This window comes from Thermococcus gammatolerans EJ3, assembly GCF_000022365.1.
GTDB classification, from domain to species: domain Archaea; phylum Methanobacteriota_B; class Thermococci; order Thermococcales; family Thermococcaceae; genus Thermococcus; species Thermococcus gammatolerans.
On sequence record NC_012804.1, the window covers coordinates 623,104 to 641,013 of the forward strand.

Annotated in this window: 27 protein-coding genes; 25 read left to right on the forward strand and 2 right to left on the reverse strand. The window is 49.8% G+C overall.

Annotation, left to right across the window (positions count from 1 at the left end; all coding sequences use genetic code 11):
* Positions 1–40 precede the first annotated feature (40 nt).
* From TGAM_RS03325 to TGAM_RS03390, 14 genes are all read left to right on the forward strand, one after another.
* Complete coding sequence (locus tag TGAM_RS03325) at positions 41–232, forward strand: hypothetical protein (protein WP_048811078.1); 192 nt, start codon at positions 41–43, stop codon at positions 230–232.
* Positions 233–348: 116 nt separating this feature from the next.
* On the forward strand, positions 349–588 hold the full coding sequence (locus TGAM_RS03330; RefSeq protein ID WP_238516241.1) for a hypothetical protein: 240 nt from the start codon (positions 349–351) through the stop codon (positions 586–588).
* A gap of 779 nt (positions 589–1,367) precedes the next feature.
* Positions 1,368–2,747, forward strand: a complete 1,380-nt coding sequence (locus tag TGAM_RS03335) for a carboxypeptidase-like regulatory domain-containing protein (RefSeq protein ID WP_238516242.1) — start codon at positions 1,368–1,370, stop codon at positions 2,745–2,747.
* A gap of 3 nt (positions 2,748–2,750) precedes the next feature.
* Positions 2,751–4,976 carry a glycine zipper domain-containing protein gene (locus TGAM_RS03340; protein WP_015858274.1) on the forward strand — a complete coding sequence of 742 codons (2,226 nt, stop codon included), beginning with the start codon at positions 2,751–2,753 and terminating at the stop codon, positions 4,974–4,976.
* A 74-nt stretch (positions 4,977–5,050) separates the two neighbouring features.
* The gene (locus TGAM_RS03345) at positions 5,051–5,467 is read left to right on the forward strand and encodes a hypothetical protein (RefSeq protein WP_238516243.1); all 417 of its coding nucleotides are present in this window, start codon (positions 5,051–5,053) and stop codon (positions 5,465–5,467) included.
* Positions 5,467–6,012 carry a hypothetical protein gene (locus TGAM_RS03350; RefSeq protein ID WP_048811079.1) on the forward strand — a complete coding sequence of 182 codons (546 nt, stop codon included), beginning with the start codon at positions 5,467–5,469 and terminating at the stop codon, positions 6,010–6,012. The genes TGAM_RS03345 and TGAM_RS03350 overlap by 1 nt, the downstream gene beginning before the upstream one ends.
* An 11-nt stretch (positions 6,013–6,023) precedes the next feature.
* The gene (locus TGAM_RS03355) at positions 6,024–6,362 is read left to right on the forward strand and encodes a hypothetical protein (protein ID WP_015858277.1); all 339 of its coding nucleotides are present in this window, start codon (positions 6,024–6,026) and stop codon (positions 6,360–6,362) included.
* Entirely contained in the window at positions 6,362–6,595 is a 234-nt protein-coding gene (locus TGAM_RS03360) for a hypothetical protein (RefSeq protein ID WP_015858278.1), read from the forward strand. The genes TGAM_RS03355 and TGAM_RS03360 overlap by 1 nt, the downstream gene beginning before the upstream one ends.
* 3 nt (positions 6,596–6,598) lie before the next feature.
* Entirely contained in the window at positions 6,599–7,396 is a 798-nt protein-coding gene (locus TGAM_RS03365; RefSeq protein ID WP_015858279.1) for a hypothetical protein, read from the forward strand.
* Positions 7,397–7,407: 11 nt separating this feature from the next.
* Positions 7,408–7,893 (forward strand): hypothetical protein, encoded by a 486-nt coding sequence (locus tag TGAM_RS03370; protein WP_015858280.1) that lies wholly within the window; start codon positions 7,408–7,410, stop codon positions 7,891–7,893.
* A 5-nt stretch (positions 7,894–7,898) separates the two neighbouring features.
* Positions 7,899–9,008 (forward strand): hypothetical protein, encoded by a 1,110-nt coding sequence (locus TGAM_RS10950; protein WP_052291826.1) that lies wholly within the window; start codon positions 7,899–7,901, stop codon positions 9,006–9,008.
* Between the two features lie 158 nt (positions 9,009–9,166).
* Positions 9,167–10,468 (forward strand): ATP-binding protein, encoded by a 1,302-nt coding sequence (locus TGAM_RS03380; protein WP_015858282.1) that lies wholly within the window; start codon positions 9,167–9,169, stop codon positions 10,466–10,468.
* 4 nt (positions 10,469–10,472) lie between these two features.
* Entirely contained in the window at positions 10,473–11,174 is a 702-nt protein-coding gene (locus TGAM_RS03385) for a hypothetical protein (RefSeq protein ID WP_238516244.1), read from the forward strand.
* Positions 11,174–11,488, forward strand: coding sequence for a hypothetical protein (locus TGAM_RS03390; RefSeq protein ID WP_015858284.1), 315 nt, complete (start codon positions 11,174–11,176; stop codon positions 11,486–11,488). The genes TGAM_RS03385 and TGAM_RS03390 overlap by 1 nt, the downstream gene beginning before the upstream one ends.
* 38 nt (positions 11,489–11,526) lie before the next feature.
* Here the strand turns inward: TGAM_RS03390 and TGAM_RS03395 are convergent, their stop codons facing one another.
* Positions 11,527–12,489, reverse strand: a complete 963-nt coding sequence (locus tag TGAM_RS03395; protein WP_015858285.1) for a hypothetical protein — start codon at positions 12,487–12,489, stop codon at positions 11,527–11,529.
* Positions 12,490–12,498: 9 nt separating this feature from the next.
* Positions 12,499–13,287: an emp24/gp25L/p24 family protein gene (locus TGAM_RS03400; protein ID WP_015858286.1), complete on the reverse strand. Its 789-nt coding sequence runs from the start codon at positions 13,285–13,287 to the stop codon at positions 12,499–12,501.
* 183 nt (positions 13,288–13,470) lie between these two features.
* Between TGAM_RS03400 and TGAM_RS03405 the strand changes: the two genes are divergently transcribed.
* The 11 genes from TGAM_RS03405 to TGAM_RS03450 all read left to right on the forward strand — a co-directional run bounded on the left by TGAM_RS03405 (position 13,471) and on the right by TGAM_RS03450 (position 17,896).
* Positions 13,471–13,851: an AbrB/MazE/SpoVT family DNA-binding domain-containing protein gene (locus tag TGAM_RS03405; RefSeq protein ID WP_015858287.1), complete on the forward strand. Its 381-nt coding sequence runs from the start codon at positions 13,471–13,473 to the stop codon at positions 13,849–13,851.
* 258 nt (positions 13,852–14,109) lie between these two features.
* Positions 14,110–14,322, forward strand: a complete 213-nt coding sequence (locus TGAM_RS03410) for a hypothetical protein (protein WP_148206252.1) — start codon at positions 14,110–14,112, stop codon at positions 14,320–14,322.
* A gap of 9 nt (positions 14,323–14,331) precedes the next feature.
* A complete protein-coding gene (locus TGAM_RS03415) occupies positions 14,332–15,273 on the forward strand; it encodes a hypothetical protein (protein WP_148206253.1) in 942 nt (313 codons plus the stop codon).
* On the forward strand, positions 15,270–15,515 hold the full coding sequence (locus TGAM_RS03420; protein WP_015858289.1) for a hypothetical protein: 246 nt from the start codon (positions 15,270–15,272) through the stop codon (positions 15,513–15,515). The genes TGAM_RS03415 and TGAM_RS03420 overlap by 4 nt, the downstream gene beginning before the upstream one ends.
* The gene (locus TGAM_RS11235) at positions 15,512–15,676 is read left to right on the forward strand and encodes a hypothetical protein (protein WP_169302024.1); all 165 of its coding nucleotides are present in this window, start codon (positions 15,512–15,514) and stop codon (positions 15,674–15,676) included. The genes TGAM_RS03420 and TGAM_RS11235 overlap by 4 nt, the downstream gene beginning before the upstream one ends.
* A complete protein-coding gene (locus TGAM_RS03425) occupies positions 15,673–15,963 on the forward strand; it encodes a hypothetical protein (RefSeq protein WP_048811083.1) in 291 nt (96 codons plus the stop codon). The genes TGAM_RS11235 and TGAM_RS03425 overlap by 4 nt, the downstream gene beginning before the upstream one ends.
* The gene (locus TGAM_RS03430) at positions 15,960–16,352 is read left to right on the forward strand and encodes a hypothetical protein (protein ID WP_048811084.1); all 393 of its coding nucleotides are present in this window, start codon (positions 15,960–15,962) and stop codon (positions 16,350–16,352) included. Before TGAM_RS03425 ends, TGAM_RS03430 begins: the two co-directional genes overlap by 4 nt.
* The gene (locus tag TGAM_RS03435) at positions 16,352–16,876 is read left to right on the forward strand and encodes a hypothetical protein (protein ID WP_015858292.1); all 525 of its coding nucleotides are present in this window, start codon (positions 16,352–16,354) and stop codon (positions 16,874–16,876) included. The genes TGAM_RS03430 and TGAM_RS03435 overlap by 1 nt, the downstream gene beginning before the upstream one ends.
* A gap of 6 nt (positions 16,877–16,882) precedes the next feature.
* Positions 16,883–17,221, forward strand: coding sequence for a hypothetical protein (locus TGAM_RS03440; protein WP_015858293.1), 339 nt, complete (start codon positions 16,883–16,885; stop codon positions 17,219–17,221).
* Complete coding sequence (locus TGAM_RS03445; RefSeq protein ID WP_148206254.1) at positions 17,208–17,477, forward strand: hypothetical protein; 270 nt, start codon at positions 17,208–17,210, stop codon at positions 17,475–17,477. Before TGAM_RS03440 ends, TGAM_RS03445 begins: the two co-directional genes overlap by 14 nt.
* Positions 17,477–17,896, forward strand: coding sequence for a hypothetical protein (locus TGAM_RS03450; protein WP_048811086.1), 420 nt, complete (start codon positions 17,477–17,479; stop codon positions 17,894–17,896). Before TGAM_RS03445 ends, TGAM_RS03450 begins: the two co-directional genes overlap by 1 nt.
* Positions 17,897–17,910 lie beyond the last annotated feature (14 nt).

The following is a 17,910-nucleotide window of genomic DNA, read 5'->3' on the forward strand; positions in this document are numbered from 1 at the left end:
AGTTCTGTAAAATCATCATTGCCTGCACGGAGGCGGTAGTATGGACTCGCTTGAGAAGCTCGAAAGAGAGGTTGAGTTCTGGAGCAAGTACAATTCTCAGCTTTCAGAGATGCTCGAAGGACTCCAGAAGGAGAAAGCCCGCGCAGTGAGGATCCTTCAGCAGAAGCGGACCGAGCTCGCGAGGCTGAAGCAGGTCAGAATGGCAAAAGCCCGAAAGGTGACGGCAGTATGAGGTCAAAAAGCCTCGCTCAGCTGGTTCTCTTCATCCTCATCGCAGCATTCTGGTACAAGATTGCATGGCCAGTGATGACGAAGGAGGCTCTCGCACTAGGCGCGGTCGGTGGGCTGTTGATTCATTGGGCTTTCACGAACAAGGGGAGCAGGGCAGTAGCACTCATCGAGCCTGGTACGTCAGGCTGGAGGGTCATGATGTATGATATGATGTTCGTCAGCTTCTTGACGGCATTGGCTCAGCAGGCTGGAGATGTCAGCGCTCTTCTCGACGCGCTCAAGACCTCGGTGCAGAACCTCGCGCTTCTCCTCGCCCTCGCGGGCGGGATTGGGGTTGACTACTCGGTTGGGGGGTGAAAAATGGACGTTCTCGGACTGGTTCTCGCGTTTGGATTGATTGGGCTCGGTGTTGTCATGCTTGGGCTTAGCATTGACACGTGGGCGCTCTCAAGGAGGTGGTCTAAGTGAAACGGTTCGGGTTGGTTCTGGCTTTGTTGGTGCTGTTCGGAACGCTAACAGTAGGGACAGTGCGGGCAGAGGGAACTTATTCGGTTGTTGCTTATCTGAGTACTCTTCATGAGGTAAATTTGGACAATGCGTTGTCAGTGCTCGGTGGAACGAGAGAGGGGGATTGTGTAGTTGCATATAAGAATGTCAATGGATTGGAGCATCCTTTTGAGATCAGAGTGTATCAATCGAGGGTGGAGGTGTGGTATTCGGGGCAGAAGGCTGAGATTTTGAAGGTGTTGAGGGTTGTGGATCCATCGGGCGTTGTAAGTGCTGGCGATGTTACAGTGAATGATTTGTATATTGTTCATGTGTTGTTGAATACGTACAATGATTTGGTTTCGGGTGGTGCTGTTCAGGAGGGCTATGATGGCATTGAACTGCGTTCGATGCCGCAGGGTATTAAGGTGTGGTATCATTATGCTGCGGGTCGTAGTAAGGAGGGCACGACGACCGGCTCAACTATAACAGTTGCTAATGGTTCGCAATATGTGGTCAGTTTTGAGGGTCATGCAGGGAATGCGTATGATGATAGGGTTAAGATCACGATTGGCTCAAGTGTTATTTTCCAGAATGGTGGGGCTTCTGTCAATAGTTACAAGGTTGGGTCGTGGTCGGGTAGTGTTAAGGTGGAGGTGTATGACAGTGCATCGGATCAGGGTTATGCCTATGTTGTTGTGACGTACTTTGATGGAGATGTAACGATTTCAAATAAGTTTGGTTTTCTCAAGTATATTGACATTAAACCATATACTTCAAGTGTGACTTTCAACTTCAGGGATGCCCTAACCGGCCAGCCCCTCACGGGCGTTACTGTGAAGGATACGGATGGCACTGTTTTAGGTACTGTTGATGATGAGGGCTCGCTGGAACTGGCAAGAGGACAACATACTTTGACTTTCGAGAAAACCGGCTACTGGAGCGTTACGAAGACGATTGATGTTCAAAATGATACGAGCGTCAGCGTTGAAATGTACCCCTCCAGTGCGGCTTTCAAGCTCGAAAACTTCCCGAGTGAGATCACGATTCCAGAACACACTGTTTACACGCTCACCTTCACCATCAGCCCAATCAACACGGATGCAACCTACAACACTTATCTGAGCCTTTCCGGTCTCTCTGACGTTCTCGAAGTCAGAAAAGACGGCTCTCTCGTTAGTCCTGAGAACGGGAGGTACTACCTTGGCGACATTTCGAGCCCGACGCAGATCAGTATCAAGTTCAAGGCTGGAGAACAGGGGACGAACGGCTTCACCATGACCCTCGAAAGCCATGATGCCGTTATGACTAAAACCTACACGACGACAAAGCAAGTCGTTTACAAGGTTGAACCGCTTCCCTTCAACGTCCAAATGTCAAGCGAGTGGCAGGTGGGCACGAACGAGCTGAGGATTTCTGAAGCGAGTGGCCAAAGCTACCTCGTCACGGCCGTGCTCAAGGATTCAAGCGGAAATGAAGTCTGGAGCGATTCTCATGCCTTCAGCCCGTATGAGGCCCACACGTTCACCGTGCAGATCCCGAAGGAAGGGAGCTATACGCTTGAACTCATGTGGAACGGCCACACTGCGGTCTATAACGTGCAAGTGAATCCTGCCATCTCGCTAAAGACGAGGACTCTGACAGTCGAGAAAGGCAGTGAGGGGACGATTATTCTGCACATTAAGAACCCGTCGAGCTCTGTCCAGTACTACACGATAAAAGTCTCTGGCGGTTTTCTACCGAAGGAGATCAGCCAGAGCATTTCAGTCGCTCCTCTCACAGAGAAAGACGTTAGCATAGCCTTCGCCGTGCCGGATAAGTTGACTTACGATGCTTACGAGCTTCAGGTGCAGGTTCTGCAGGGTGACAGGGAGGTGTTCAAGGACAGTGTTGCTGTCACGATCAGCGGTAGTTCTTCGGATGGTTTCATCCCGCTCGGCGAGGGTGGTTCTGGAACTACAATGCTCCTCCTCGCTGGAGGTGGACTTGCAGCTGTTTTGGGACTCATGATGATTAGAAGGAGGCGGTGAGCTTTGAGGCCGGTCTCGTTCTTTTCCATTTTCAAAAAGAGGGCTGAGGAAGAGCAGGAGAAGCAAAAGAAGCGCGGGGATTGGAGGAGCTTCACTTCAATAGCGCTTATGCTTATGCTTTTAGTCAGTGTTTACGCTGAGCCTGTAGCGGCATGGCCGGGCGAGGGGCTGTTCAGCTCTGTTGGGGATGCATTGAGTTCAGTTGGTGATGCAGTCTCTTCGGCTGCGCATGCTGTGGTGGATAATATTGAGGGTGGCATAGCTGGAGCTTTAGCGGGTGCAGCTACTGGAGCAATGGTGGGTTCTGCAGTTCCGGGCATTGGAACTGCAATTGGGGCGGGTGTAGGTGCGTTAGTAGGATTCGTTGGGGGAGTGTATGCAGAGTACAAGGCAAAGCAGACGATACATGAGATAACTCATCCTGGTGGGCCGGGAGTTGGCATTTCCTACGAGGGAATTAATGCAACAAAGGATGACCTCAGCAAGAACAGCGACTTGTTAAAAAATTATCAGATCGTCGACAACGCGCAGAGCAAAGCGTATTCAGAGCTTGCAGAGTTGCTCGCAAAACTCGCAACAAAGCAAACAGAATACAGCCTTCACATGACCGGCTCAACCGGAAACATCCAGCTCAAACTCTTCGGGCCGGACGAAATCAGGGGCTTTTCGGCATTTCCCGTCAAGCTGAGAATTCTAACTTCGGCAGATCCAATCGAGCGGAACGTCATCCACTTGAAGAAAATCACAATGTACGTCATCAACCCCGACACGGGAACTGCTTACTACACGTACACAAAGACGTTCACGGGCAATGAGACGAGCCTTAACGGTGGGGCTTACGAGATCACCACTTTCCTGAAAGTTCCTGATAAGTACGACTACGACGTTGTCCAAGCAATCCAAACCGGCCAGATCACACAGGATCTCATCAACAAGCTCAAGAATGCTGAAACTCCTCAGTTCGAAATCTTTGTGGAGGTTGACGCGGTAAAGGAGGACTGGAGCCTCGACAGTAACGGAAATTGGGTTCACGTGAGGGACATCCCGCTTTCTGTTGAGGCGCAGACCGTCAGCGTGTACACTCACGTAACCGCATCAAGGGATGTAGTCCTCTTCCAGACCGGCCTAAACGCTTCTCTCCCCTCCGACATGGCCAACCTCGTCATGGGCAAATTCGCGCCATTCATCGCTGAACAGTGGGGTGGAATTTCGGACGTGATAGTCAGGCCCTACGCCACGCCGGTTCATGTGGCTGATTCGGCTGCGACTTGGAAGTTCTTTGTGGCGCCAAATCATGGATTCCTCACGATGTTTGACAAGAGCCCGGAGGTCTATGATGACTTTGAGGTCTTTGCTATCAGAGTCCTTCAGGGCGGGAGCTTTGAGCTCGCCGACAGGAGAACCAACAGCCTTGGTGATCTCTCTGGCGAGACTGTAAAGGAGGCGTACGGTATAACCAAGTACACTACTGGCTCGGATGTTGTGAATTACAGGGTCTATGCGCTCGGCTTGATCTGGATCAAGCGTGATGATGGGACGAAGATTCCGGTTTGGGTTCTTGTGCAGCCACACATGACTGTCTTGGACATGGAGAAGCTGGCCCTTGATGACACGAGGATACAGAGGATTCTACCGATTTTTGACGACAAGAAAATTACCGAAACAGAACTCCAGACGTTGAAAGCTGAACTCGATTCAGTAAAGCAGGACATTCAGGAGAAGATTCAGGCTGCGGAGCAGTTGAAGAAGATGGCAGAGGCCAACGGCAATACTGAGGCTGCGGAGTACGCTGACAGGGCGATCAAGTACTACCAGCTTGAGCTCAAAATGCTTGATCAGGCCACGCAGACAGAGGATGCGCAGCTCGCACTTAACTACCTTAACGCGGCTAAGAAGTACGAGTATGCGGGCGATTTTGAGAAGCAGGCGGCGGATAAGGCTTACAAGGGTGATTCTGAGGGTGCTAAAGCCCTTGACAGTCAGGCGCAGGAGTACAAGAAGGCCGGTGATGACTATGTTCCTCACTTCAGTGTTGGCGGCTTGGCGGACACGATTCTTGGGAATCTGAAGGATCCGAAGTACTTGGCGCTGCTGGCGGTTCTGCTCATCGGCGGCTACTACTTGTTCGGCAGGATGGGCGCAATGGTTGGAGCAGCCATCTGGTTTGCTCTCGTGATTGGTATTCCCGCACTCAAGGCCCTCGTGGCCTGGTTGGGAACAAAACTCTGAGGTGGTGAAAAGTGGGAGACGGTAAGGGCGGGGGCGCTGGCCCCCGATTTTCAAAATGGAGTTTTAGAGTATTAGTGACGGCAATACTGGCCCTTATTGCATGGTACGCGGGACAGCACAACGTGACAGCGCAGGAATTCAACGAGGCTTTCGCCAGCATCCCACTCGCGGCGATAATCCTCGCGATGTTCTTCGACTACGGCCTCGATAGTGGCAAACTCTACGACAAGATGATCAAAAAGCCAAGCAACAGAATGCTCGGCCTCATTTACGCGGTAATAGCTTCGGTAGTGTTCTTCTTCGCGTTCCTGTGGATCATTACCGGAAACATACAAGCTGCCAGTGCGGCTTCAGTCGTAGCCTCCGCAGTGGTTGCCTTATTAGTCCTCATGCCGAACACTGGAACTTCAGAGTGGATTCTCTGGCTTTGGATTGCGGAGACACTTGTCACGGCTGGAAAGTTCCTCACAATCCTGCCGGGGGTGAGCTAATGGCTCTGGACGGTCTGAAAAAGCCTAGACACCTGCTTATCCTCTTTAGAGGTATACTGGCAGGACTGATGTTCGCCGGTCTACTCTGGTATGGAAGTTCCCATGAGGCCACAGTTTCAGAACTCACCAAGGTGATAGCTAGTACAAGTGTCTTTATCATAGTTGCCGCCGAGATTCTAGACAAAATAGCAGGGCGCGAAGACTACGCGAAGGTGTACGGGTGGGCTTACGGTAAGCTCTCTGGAGGGAAAGGGGGAACGCTTACTGCCATATTTTCAGTGTTGCTGATTAGTGCCGTAATCTTTGCAGTTTCCCTGTACTTCATAGCGGGCTCAATAACGTTTTCCCTTAACTCATACTCCCCGGCTACGCTACTTTGGGCCGGTTTGGTGGCCACTTACATTACACTACCAGAAACAGGGGATAATGAGCTCTTGCTTTGGATTTGGTTGGGAGCCACTATCGCCACAAAGGGACAGTATCTATCTTCTGCCTTAACCATTCCAGCACTAACGCGGCTTGCTGGAATACTACTAAAACTCTGAGGTGACTCGCAATGCTCGGCAGGATTGCAGCGGCCCTCATCGCTTACCTCCTCTGCATTTTCAAGTTCCAGGACAGCATGGTTACAGTGGGCCAGCTTTTTGGCCTCACGGGATTTTGGGCGCTCTTCATTCCTTCGGCCCTCATTGGCCTGAGCGTTTACAGGATTGCAGACTTGGACCATTGGGGCCTGTGGGACGCGGCCAGCTTCCTCGTGATTGGGAGCATAGCAATGCTTGCAATGACTGGCAATCCTGAGGCGACGATGTACGAGCTCATCAAAGGCGTCGTGAGCTTTTCAGTTGCTGCAATACTCGGTGCAAGAGCCGCAATCACAGGAGGGAGGCACTGATGGACGTTAATTCAGCAGTCACTCAACTCCAGGATCTTGCACACACTCACCCCTACCTCGCCCTCGCAATAATCCTCTTCCTGCTTTCATTCCTCTCAAAGAATAAGGTCCTCGACTACCTACTCTGGTTCCTCGCGGCCCTCGCGCTCCTGAAGGAGTTTTCGTTGTTTGGGACTTTGGTTGAGTTCCTCAAGGGCATTCCTGAAATGTTGAAACAGATTGGAGGTGTTTGAAGAATGCGGAAGAAGGAAAGGCAGCTCATAACCCTCGGGTTGGTGGTACTCTTCGCGGCCATAGCTTGGTGGGCTTACAACCAGTACGGAGCCGACACGGGCGTCCTCCTGAACCTTGACAATCAGAGCAACAGCACAGAAACCTACCAGCTGGCTATCTCTGACCTCTCCGCGAGTGTTGACCAGTCAACTGGCCACGTGCTGGTTAGCTTCAAGCTCGCGAATGAAGAGCACTTCAACATCAGCAGCGTTGAGGTCCTCTATGCACTCAACGTCGCCGATCCCAACAACGCTACCTTTAGCGCTCTGGACGTCACTTCCGAGAACGGCACTTACAAGGCCGAGATTCCGGCCAGTTTCGGCGATACCGTCTACTACAAGGTCAAGGTCGTCTACGACACCGGCAAGGAGCTCGTGACCGACGTCCACACCATAACCGTCGTTGACACTACTGAGCCGACCCTGAGTTCTGTCAGCATTGACTACAACAACACCGCTGCAACCTTCTCAATTGACTTCAACGCTACCGACAACGACGCAATAGCCACCTACTACGTGTATTACGCTGACCTCGGCACTAACAGCACTATTGACAACACTACAGCCTTCACTCCAGTCAATGCGACTGTTACGCCAATTACTCTCACTAACATCACCGAGGGCAACTATTACGCGTTCTACTTCAAAGTTGAGGACCTGAGCGGCAATATAGCAACCCTCTACAACGAGACCAGCCCGCTTATCCTCCTCGCCAACAGCTCCGCAACCTGGCCACAGGTTTATCCTGAAAGCTCTAGCTGAGGTGGGCTGGAATGATGCCCACCTACCGTTCTTCCCCATCTTTTTCCCGTGTAGTCGTCCGCCTTTTTGCAGTGGTTACGCTAATTTTTTTGCTCTACTACGGCTATTCGACGTTCAACGAGACTGACCCACTCAAAGAGCGCCTTTACGAGCTCGGCTATCCAGAAAAAGGCTACATTGTTGAGGACGGGAAAATCCTCTGGAGCGATGGGCACTTAACGGTCATCCAAGGGGACTACATTGAGAACTACCCAATCACGGCGGAGCAGGCCTACAACATCGTTCTCCAGTACTTGGCCAGCTACAATGCAAAACTCAAGAAGTACGATTACAAACTTGAGCCAAAGAAATCCAGCCTCACCGAGAAGGAGAAGGACGGCCAGCTCTATTGGGTTTTCGAGTTAAAGCTCAAGGCTGGCCGGGATTCCATGTTCGCGGGTTTTGCGTGGGTGAATCGGAAGACCGGCACGGTCGATATAAGGGGCATTTTAGGGTGATTACGGTGAGAAGGCTCGCTTCCATAGTATTCATATATATCTTAATAGGAAGTCTCGGGCAGGTTCTGGCGGCTGGATCCTACACGTGGCAGGGGACCCTTCAAGCCGGCCAGGTACTTTACATCTCGGACAATTACCTCAACGCAAGCGTTACGGTCTTATCACGGCCGGTAGCCCTTATTCAAGTGGGGAATATTCCTTATTTCCTCGCCAACGGAACGGTCATCCTTGGCGAGATGGAACTCACAGTCAGGCCTCTCAATGAGAGCGCGATGGAAGTGATAGTCCAGTCAGATAAGCCATTTTCGGCCACGTTCTGGCCCGTTGTAGTGACGAGAACTGTTATCGTGAACCAAACAAACGAGACTATGATTAGAGAGCTCCAAGCGCTGGTTAATCAGCTCAACGCAACTCTCCAGGAAAAAGAGGCCCTGGTTCAAAACCTGACCCTTGAGCTTGCGGAAAAGGAGAAAGAAGTTCAGAACTTGTCTAGTCAGATTGAGATCCTCAGGGAGCAAATAACGGCTTTAGAACGGCAGAATGCAGAGCTCAAGACCAACAACTCCCTGCTTGCTGAGAACAATACTCTACTCCTAGCGAAGGTGGAGAATCTGACCGAGGAGCTAAACACCAGCAGAGCCCTTATCCTGCAGCTTAACTCTACCCTTCACGAAAAGAACCTCGTAATTGAGAACCTCGCTGCACAGATTCAAGAGCTCAATGAGGAGAACGTGAAGCTTAAGCGTCAGGTTTCCGAGCTGGAAAACAGGCTGAAAACTTCAAACCTCACCGCTCTCCAGGCGCGGCTTTTGAACCTTACGAAGGAGAACCGCGAGCTCAAGGCCGAGCTGGCCAACCTCACGAGCAGGTACAATCAGCTCAAGGCGAAGGCGGATTTTCTTGAGCAGCAGAATGGTGAGTATCGGCAGATCATTCAGCAGGTGATGGAGGGGGAGAGTCAACAAGAGGAGCAGAGTTACATTGAGAAGGCGAAGAAAGAGCGCCTCGTCGGCTCGGTTCTGTGGAAAAGCCTGATTGGAAGCGTCATCGTGGTTGGGCTGATAGGGTACGGGCTCTATAAAAAGAAAAGGTCGTGGGAGCTTGGAGGCCTCTAAAAAGGCATTGTGGGAAAGTTGCATAGTTTTATTTTCAAAGCACAAAAGGAGAGGCCTCGAATTAGATAAAACAGCGATGATAAGCCTCATTTCACTCGAATGAGATAGTTTGATGGAGTTGGGAGGAATCATGGAAAGCGCCTGGAGGTGCGGGTTAGATGGGGGTATCAATCTATATCGGGAAGAATAGCGATAAAGAGAAACGGTACATCGATTTAAAGGAAACCGAGGCTAACCACATTACTTTCCTCGGACCAAGTGGAAGCGGAAAGACCACAGTCATGAGGGCCATTGCCGAGGAGATATTTGACAAGGTTCCAGGGGCCCTCATCATAGTCATCGAGCAGAAGTACGACAAGAACAAGGCCCGAGAGCTCATGAACTTCCTCGCACTTATCACCAAAAGAAAAGGCTCGGACTTCGTCAAAGAGAACTTTCAAGACTTACTGACCTATTATAACATTCTCAAAAACGATGGCGTTCTTCACGGAAAGCCCGGCGATTTTGCCTTCGGTTGGCCCAACTGGCCGTTCACGACAGTCCCTCCATTTCCGAACGACAGACATTCCATCCTCTCCTGGCACGGGCTCAAGCCAAAATCATTTCCAGTCAAGAGAATAGTCTTTAGACCCACCAGAGACATCTCAGCGATTGAAAAAGACAACAACTGCATAGCTGTAAACGGAAAAATCCGCTACAAAGACGTTGACTTTGACTTCATCAGCAGGCTTGCTCAAATCAACAGAAACACGATTTACGGACGGGTCATCAAACAGGGATGGGATCTGGAAAAGAAACGAGACCCTGACGAGCTGGAGCGCTTTGGCAAAGAGTGGGAGAAAAAGTATCGGCCTAACTCCAACGTACCAAGCCAAACCCTCCTCAGCATTCTCGAAGTCTGCGCGCTCCTGCGGAGCGACACAATCTTCTCAAAGCACAAAGACTTTACCTCTGAACTCTCAACCGACGTCATCAACGTGATAGACTTCTCCGCAAATTCTGAGCTGACACCCGCCGAGGAAGCCTGGATATTCAAACACCTCGTCATGTACATCGTCTCCAAGTTCGTCCGCTTCAGAAACACGCCAGTCTTCTTCATCATTGACGAAGTTCAGAACCTCCTCCAGCACTCTGACGGCAGGAAAGCCCTCGATAAACTAAACAGGGAGGGCCGCTCCAATTGGGTGAACATTATCAGCGGAACCCAATACATGTACGGCCTGCCCGCCTTCCTCGTTTACGGAGCAGCTCACATTGGAATAATCGGGAGGATAGCCAGCGCAGACGACGAGATGCTCCTGAGAAAAGTCATCAGGGACTTTCACCGCATCAAGAACCCCAAAGTGAAGAGCTTCTCTGAGTACAAGAACGTCAAGCCCTGGTTGAAGGGCCGCGGCTGGTTCTCCTTCGATAAAATGTACACCGAGCGGATGTACTTCCGCCCACCACAGAGTTTGTGAGGTGATGAAAATGTTCGGGTTTAGGAAAAAGAAGAATGAAAAAGCTCAACAAGTTGATGCCCTCCAGGAGAAAACCGACACAATTCCCATACTCCCAAGCACTCGCCTTGAAGAACGCGCAAAGAAACTCCGCGAGCTGAACTATAAGTTCGCCCAAGTTTACGAGCCAAAGCAGAGAGTCATCATCTGGTTCAACGGGAAAGAAAGCCGGGTGATCGGTTATCCAATCGGACTCCGCGAGGACCTCAACGACTACGTGATCCTCTATCAGGTCAGACCCCCAAGCTGGCTTGACAGTCTAGTTCACAGCCTCTTAAGAGTAGTGGGTAAAAGCCCACCGACAGCCTTAATCCGCGTTCCCAAGAAAATCGCCTACTTCGGCGACGAGACAATAACAATCCTCGCCAGCGCCTTCATCATGAACGAGCACTATGAATACGAGGCCGTTCCTCTGTCCCTGGACGAGACTGACGCGAAGCTTTACCTAGCTTTGAAGAAGGAGAACGACATGCTTTGGGACCTGATAAGCATCATCCGCTATCGCGTGCCCGAAGTCGTCGAGGACGCTATGAAAATGAACCCAAGGATAAAGACTTACATGAGCACCAAACAGCAAAACCCGGACGAGGGGACAAAGGAAGAGAAGTTTGGTGGCGTTGAGGTGGCCTTCGAGGACAACCCGTTCAGACGCTGGAGGTTGCCGTAATGGGGGAAGGTGCATATCAAACCGTGCCGGCAGAGCTCGATGCCCTTCTCGGTGCACATTCCGAGGACGATGGAGAAACAAAGTCTAAAACGTCAAATTCATCGGGAGACAGCAGGCCCGGAAAGCTTCCCAAAGCAAAATTGAACAAGAAACTAATTGCTGCCATAGTCCGCCGCCTTCGCATTCTTTACCTCGACGCTCCTAAGAAAGAAGACAGAATCCTTATCAATGAAATCTTGGACGATTTAGAGCAGTTAATGATACTAAACGGGATTGGCCTTGAACTCTTAGGAGGAAAGCCCAAAGAAGAATAAAACCTCTGCATCATCAACGACCTGTCTTGAGTTTTCCCTTATAAATTCATAATTCTCTCTTCCAGCTCCTTCTCATTTTGAAGAAGTTCTTCTTTCATTCTTTCCACTTTCTCTGACAGGGATATAGTCATTTTCTTTAATTCTTCCATTTCCCTGCTTCTTTCTATAAGTTTGTTATAAATGGGGATATTATTGTTCTGAAGGTATTTTAGGAACACTTCTTTTGTACTTTCCCACAGCTCAAGCCGGTACCGTTTATCTTTTTTCGGATCTAGCCCCAATAATCCAAACCTTGGTGGTTCAATTTTGCTTATATCCTCCTTAAATTGATATACAAGTTCTGGTATTATAATCTTAGGCGCGACTTCCGGTTTATTTGATTTTTCGGCTATTTCTTTGGAGACTTGTGATAGTCGAGCATTAAGCGCGCTATCCTCTTCTAGCTTTTCAATAATCTCCTTAGTATTAGCGTTTATTTTCCTGATTAATTCATTGTACTTTTCTAGATCAACATTGTATTGCTCTATCAATTTCTGAATCTTTTTATTGATCCTTAGATTCATTCCCTGTTCCTGCAAAGAAAGAGTATGACGCCCATAATCCAATGACAAGTAAGACCCAACTTCGTATCCAGCCCTTCCATTCGAGTGTTCTTGTAAGTTAGATCTTAAACTGGCTTCTATTGTAGATATATAACCAATTATCTCGTTTTTCATGAACTCGATATTCATACGCTGCTTTTTCATTTCCATAAGGCTTTTATTCATCAGTTCTGCTTGTTTTTTTGCTTGTTCTACTGAATCCATAGTAGCTAAGGCCTGAAGTGCCACAACTGCAGCCATCAACACATTTGCCATTACCAAGACAGACTGCAAAAGCATTTGCTCTCGAGTATTGAGTCCAATCAAAACTGCTAGCCCCGCAATAAAAACAGCAACTACCACCATTAGAATGGTTACACTTCTAATTATGTTCACATCAAGTCGCATATTGAGTTTCATGTAACCACCTCACGGCAACCGACCAACCTCGCGACCATCCACGAAGAAACCAGTCTTCTTGAAAAACCTGCCCACCATCTTAATTTCCAAAATATGCTCATCATTCGGGCCAATCCTAAACTTATCGCCAGGCTTGACTTTTGAATCAAGAGTGACACCATTCACCGCAACGTTTACCTTTCCCCAATTCGTGGGCCAAAACTCATAAGTTTCGTCCCCAACCCTTATCATAAGTCGTTTCTGCCCTATCATAAGGCCAATAAGACTCACCAACAACGCTATAAAACCAAAGAAGAGGAACAACCCTCCAGGCACATAATCATAATAATGCCTGATGAGTTCCAAGTGGAGGATCTTAGAACTCACCAAGCTCATACTGTTGTCGATATACAACGTATAATTACCATCCTCAGGCGCTGTGAAAATAACATCAACCGGACTCTTGACAAGCTTAAAATCCTCGACTGTCCGCCCGCCCTCTTTAACATAAATCCAGATATCATTATTCCCACCACGCACAGTTCCCCTCACTTCAAGTTTCTCACCCTTCTTAAGCACAAACCAAGGATGGAAGTAATACTGCGGCTTTAACTCATCATCTATAGTGTATGCAACCTTCGAACTCATCGGTGGGTGCACTATAAGCGCAAGACCAATGGCCACCATAATCAGTGAGATTATAAAAACTGCCCACGTTCCCTTGGTTCTAACTCTCCGATACCCGACCACAACACCCGGAGCCGGCTTCAAAGACCTCGGCTCCGCTATCCTCTTCAAACTCGGAACATCCTCACTCATTCCAGGGCCCTCCTCCGCTCTTTTTAGAGCGCTGGAGATTTTACTCCGGAGTATAAAAAGGCTTCGCTAATGTTTTCACCTAGCTAGGGTAAAAATCACACACACGGGAAAATTTCTCAAACCTTTTAAGCATTCTTACCGTATGGATAATTCGTAAAATCAGCACAGTTCCGAGGTGAGGCAATGGGCGAACCAAAAGAACCCTTAGCAAAGTTTCATGCAAAGGTAACGCGCGGAGGCCAGTTCACATTTCCCCTCTGGACTAGGGTTTATCACGAGCTAGATATTGGGGACTATGTTGAGCTCATCGTGAGGGTTAAGCATGGGCAGGACATTAAGCGGGGGATGTTCGTAGCCAAGCTCGTGGATAAGGGCAATATAACTATCCCAAAAGGCCTAAGAGACGAAATGGGGATTGAGAAAGACTCAGTCATTGAAATTCTGGTAATTAAAGCATATCGGATTAAGGACCTCTTTGGAGACCATTCCAATTTAATCAAACAGCTATCACTCTCAAAATACAAACTTCTCACTCCAGAGGAAGAGCGAAAGTTGCTTTCTTGATTATTCTCTATATTTCAGGTTTAAATTTATTTAATTCTCGTAGAAAGAAGGAAAGAAAAAGTAGCTTTTCGTCTCTTCTCGATTGAGAAGTCTGCAATTTGGCTAATTTAATTTTATAAAATTAAACTTGTGTGCATTTCTTTGCAGTCGAGTAATGGGCATGGTTTCTGATCCTCAAACCTTCAAATGCACATGTTTTGACAGAAAAGCTTTTAAGGATACGTATCATACGTATATACGAATAAAACGTATAAGGTGATGACCGTGGCAGAACCCAAAGTCAAGTGGGTTGTGGACGTGCCTTACAGCCTCTTTGAAAAGCTGGAGGCCATGAGGGGAGATCTCCCACGCTGGAAGTTTTTGGACCTTATGGCCAAGGACGACAAGCTTGAGGAACTCGTTCGCTTGAAGGTGGAGAACGAAAAGCTAAGGAAAGAGATTGAGCGCCTGCAAGCTTTGGTCAAAAATTGAGCTTTCTTGGTGAGAGCGATGACACAGAAGGGCAGAAAACGCAGAAATCGCAGTGGGCCTGGAAGGCCACCAGTATTTGATGAGCCTGTTTACACAGCATTCTGGATGGAAAAAGAGGATAAAGAGAGACTTTACGAGCAGAAGGGCACACTTCCCGTAGGCGTCTATGTTGGCATGCTCCTGAGGTCTAAAAGTGCCGAAAAGGCTATTCTAATGAGACAGCTTGCGGAGAAAGACAGGCTTCTCGAAGAAAAAGACCGCTGTATCGAAGAGCTTGAAAAGCTCGTCGAGCGCCTTCAGGATGAGCTTGAGAAGTGGCGCTTCCGTGCCGAGGCTTGCGAAAAGAACAAGCCCAAACTCTCTTCCAAGTGGTCTAAGATTCTCCTCGCCATTCCCAAAGCAGTTGAGGAGGGCCTCACGTGGAACGACCTCATGCGGGACCTCGGAATCCTCGACCCCCAAGAACAGGTCGCAGTCATGCAGCGCTTCTTCATCACGATTGACGAGAACGGCAAGATTCCCGAAGTCATCAAGCCTCTGCAAGGCATCAAGGAGCTTGAGGGCATTGTCCTCTACCGCGAGAACGGCGTGAACGTCCGCTTTGCGAAAATCGTCCGTGAGGACACGCTCAAGGCGGCCAAGAGTTTGAGGGTCGAAGCTCCAAAACCTGCCAAGAAAGGTCGGCCTGCCGTGAAGGTTTCGAGGGCTGAGATTGAGAAGAGCCTCAAGGCTTGGCTAAAGCAGTATGAGCAGTGGGCGTCCAACTGGCGGACGAAGGAGAAGGCAGAGCAGTTCTTGAAGAGTGTTGGCAACAATGGGCTTCGTCGGCTTGTGCGGGAGTATGGTTTCGATGTTGTGGCGGAGGTTGTCGGTTCTAACGCGGATTATCGGGCCCTGTTCGGCCCGTTTCTCTTGAAGCTTCAGGAAAAGAAGGTGGAGGTGAAAGCATGAGTGAGGTTGCGGATTTCTGGAGTTGGGTTGCGCAGGAGAAGGCGAAGTTGGATGAAGTGCTACGTGATAGGGAGGAACCGCCCACCTTGATTGACTGGCTTGAGCGCGAAATCACAGAGGCTCGGGAGGCAGCGTTCTCTCTCAAGATTCGCGGGGAGAACGGCGCGGAGTACTGGACTGGCTACGCTGATGCCCTCGAGGACGTTCTGAAGGCCATACAGAGGAGGGAGGTGAGGGCATGAGGAAGAAGTCGATTCTCGAGATTTGGGAGGAGGTTAGAGACAGCTATGGGAAGGAAGATGAGTGGGCGGCGCGCGGAGTTTACCTCGACCCCGCCGAGAACGACCTCTATCGCGAAATCAAGCTCAGGGAATACTACAGAAGGAAGGAGGGTCGCTCATGACGTGGCTCGAAGCAAGAGCTCCAAACTTCTCAAAGTGGAAGCGCTTGGTTGACCTCAGCAGGGTTGCGGCTTTAGATGTCATTGAGAATGAGAAAAACGCTGTCATTGGCCTTAGAAGCGCGAACGATGCCGAGCTGGCAAAGCTTGTCGTCGAGAAGGAAAAGCTACAAGAAACAATCGACGCTCTCACGCTTCTCATCGAGCAGTCAAAGCAGTTCAGCGACGCTAAGGTCTTCACGCTCGAAGAAGTCCTTCAGGCCAACACTCGCCAGGGGGTGTGGGCATGACTCGCTTTGTTTCTCTTTCTGAAGAACTCGCTGTCAAGCTCGAGTATGCTCGGGCCGAGTGGGAGGCTCAGAAGGTGCAAATCCTGATCGAGAACGATGAGGTTCCGGAGGGGCACGAAGTTGCCCTTGAGCTAAAGGACCTCGTGAGCTACCTCGAAAGCCTGGAGATCCCGACCAGGGTCGTTATAGACTCTGAAGTCTACAAGGTGAAGCTCAGGAAGAAGGTGCCCTACGACCGTTACAGGGAAATTTTGGCGGGCCTGAACAATCTCTCACATGCTAGGTGGGACAAGAAGGCGAGAGCGATTCTCGTTGACAGGACGAGGGAGATGGAAGAACAGCTTGAGGTTGAGGAGATCGTCATCACCCCGAAGGAGGTGCGGGCCTGATGGCCTCCCGTACGGCTTTTGTCTATCAGGATGCCCTTAGCATTGACGATGCCTTTACTTACTTCAAGCGCCTCATGCGGGACGCTGAGAACCGCGTGGCCTTTTCGAGGGCCCTCCAGAAGGCCAGAAAGGGCCTGGACGTGCACATGTACGTTACCGACATTGACAGCCTCATCGTGCAGTATCTCAGGAGAAACGGCGTTAGAGGCTTCCGTTTCACCGGTTTTGAACTCAAAAACATGAACCCGCGCTCGGCAATCGTGAACGGGAAGGTCAAGGTGAATGGGAAGCAGTACGAGGGGCACAAGTGGTTTGCGGAGAAGGCAGGTATGGATTTCTACTATCTTGTTAACCTCGGCAGGGAGTTCTTGGTTTGGAATATCAGGAACACTTACGCAGACTTCAGGTGGTACGGTGAGGGGCACGCGCATGATTACTACGCTTTCGTGGATTTGGATGATGTGATTCGTGTTCCAGCTCAGGAACTGCCGGAAACGCTCAGGTTCTTGCTGTGGAGGAGGTGACGGGGCGTGGCGAAGATTTTGGGCAGATTGAAAGTTGTGTGTGATGATGGAACGACAATTTCAATTGCAGAGGATCCACTCAACAGATTCTTTGATGAGGAAAGAATTAAGGAACTGCTGCGGCTTCAGAAAAAAGCCCTCGAGGAGTGGATCGAGGTGAATGAGTCATTTGTTAAGGAGGTGCTCGAAGAAGAGAAAAAGTATGGCTTTGATGCTGACCGCTATCCGAGAGATCTCATTGAGAAACTTAAGTTCGTTGAAGGGCTAGATGAGGAGATAGCCTCAACAAAGAGGGAACTTGAAGCAATAAAACGACTTCTCAAGGAGTGTGATGGGTGTGAGTGATAAGTGGTTCAAGGCGGTGGGTGTTATCCTGCTAATGGCTTGGATAACCTTGGGCATCATGATTGCAGACACCTATCGCTTGATGCTAGCGGTAACAGGAGGAATGATCAGAGAGTACCCGTTGCTGGATCGGCTCAATGGGGCAGTGTTGCTTGCGTGGGAGAATATGGCGTTTAGGCTTTTGTCGTGGATGACTTTGTGGCTTTCCGCGGCTTACATGCTTGCATGGGCATGCCTCAAGAATCGAGGGGCGTGATGGCCGTGAGTGAGGCTTCGGTGAGCCCGGTGTTTCTTCCCGAGGCAATTGAGGAAGCCCGCGCGGACGGAAACGAGTGGTTCCTTTGTGCAGAGCTGTATGCCATCCTTGCCCTCGGCGTCCTCGACAAATGGGTTTCACGGAGAAAGCTGGCGAAGTTGCTCTGCGAGCTCGTGAGGAGGGACTTGAGAGTCAGGCGCTCGATAGACTTGACTGAGAGGGAGTGCTATGAGAACGTCCTTGACATCGTCACGAACCCGCTCTACCTCAGCGAGGCCTTCGAGTACAAGAGGAGTATGGTCAGGCTTTCGGAGTTCGGAGAGGTGGTTTTCAATGAGATTGAGGGAGCCCTCTCGCCAGAGCGGTTCTTTGAACTGAAGAGGAAGATACTCGAAATCTGGAAGGAGGGGAGAATATGACCGTTAACTTTCGT

Excerpts from the sequence above, each read along its gene's own strand:
- TGAM_RS03325 (WP_048811078.1), top strand. The coding sequence starts at position 41 with ATGGACTCGCTTGAGAAGCTCGAAAGAGAGGTTGAGTTCTGGAGCAAG.
- TGAM_RS03350 (WP_048811079.1), top strand. The coding sequence starts at position 5,467 with ATGGCTCTGGACGGTCTGAAAAAGCCTAGACACCTGCTTATCCTCTTT.
- TGAM_RS03355 (WP_015858277.1), top strand. The coding sequence starts at position 6,024 with ATGCTCGGCAGGATTGCAGCGGCCCTCATCGCTTACCTCCTCTGCATT.
- TGAM_RS03360 (WP_015858278.1), top strand. The coding sequence starts at position 6,362 with ATGGACGTTAATTCAGCAGTCACTCAACTCCAGGATCTTGCACACACT.
- TGAM_RS03365 (WP_015858279.1), top strand. The coding sequence starts at position 6,599 with ATGCGGAAGAAGGAAAGGCAGCTCATAACCCTCGGGTTGGTGGTACTC.
- TGAM_RS03370 (WP_015858280.1), top strand. The coding sequence starts at position 7,408 with ATGATGCCCACCTACCGTTCTTCCCCATCTTTTTCCCGTGTAGTCGTC.
- TGAM_RS03380 (WP_015858282.1), top strand. The coding sequence starts at position 9,167 with ATGGGGGTATCAATCTATATCGGGAAGAATAGCGATAAAGAGAAACGG.
- TGAM_RS03385 (WP_238516244.1), top strand. The coding sequence starts at position 10,473 with ATGAAAATGTTCGGGTTTAGGAAAAAGAAGAATGAAAAAGCTCAACAA.
- TGAM_RS03390 (WP_015858284.1), top strand. The coding sequence starts at position 11,174 with ATGGGGGAAGGTGCATATCAAACCGTGCCGGCAGAGCTCGATGCCCTT.
- TGAM_RS03395 (WP_015858285.1), bottom strand. The coding sequence starts at position 12,489 with ATGAAACTCAATATGCGACTTGATGTGAACATAATTAGAAGTGTAACC.
- TGAM_RS03400 (WP_015858286.1), bottom strand. The coding sequence starts at position 13,287 with ATGAGTGAGGATGTTCCGAGTTTGAAGAGGATAGCGGAGCCGAGGTCT.
- TGAM_RS03405 (WP_015858287.1), top strand. The coding sequence starts at position 13,471 with ATGGGCGAACCAAAAGAACCCTTAGCAAAGTTTCATGCAAAGGTAACG.
- TGAM_RS03410 (WP_148206252.1), top strand. The coding sequence starts at position 14,110 with ATGACCGTGGCAGAACCCAAAGTCAAGTGGGTTGTGGACGTGCCTTAC.
- TGAM_RS03420 (WP_015858289.1), top strand. The coding sequence starts at position 15,270 with ATGAGTGAGGTTGCGGATTTCTGGAGTTGGGTTGCGCAGGAGAAGGCG.
- TGAM_RS11235 (WP_169302024.1), top strand. The coding sequence starts at position 15,512 with ATGAGGAAGAAGTCGATTCTCGAGATTTGGGAGGAGGTTAGAGACAGC.
- TGAM_RS03425 (WP_048811083.1), top strand. The coding sequence starts at position 15,673 with ATGACGTGGCTCGAAGCAAGAGCTCCAAACTTCTCAAAGTGGAAGCGC.
- TGAM_RS03430 (WP_048811084.1), top strand. The coding sequence starts at position 15,960 with ATGACTCGCTTTGTTTCTCTTTCTGAAGAACTCGCTGTCAAGCTCGAG.
- TGAM_RS03435 (WP_015858292.1), top strand. The coding sequence starts at position 16,352 with ATGGCCTCCCGTACGGCTTTTGTCTATCAGGATGCCCTTAGCATTGAC.
- TGAM_RS03445 (WP_148206254.1), top strand. The coding sequence starts at position 17,208 with ATGGGTGTGAGTGATAAGTGGTTCAAGGCGGTGGGTGTTATCCTGCTA.
- TGAM_RS03450 (WP_048811086.1), top strand. The coding sequence starts at position 17,477 with ATGGCCGTGAGTGAGGCTTCGGTGAGCCCGGTGTTTCTTCCCGAGGCA.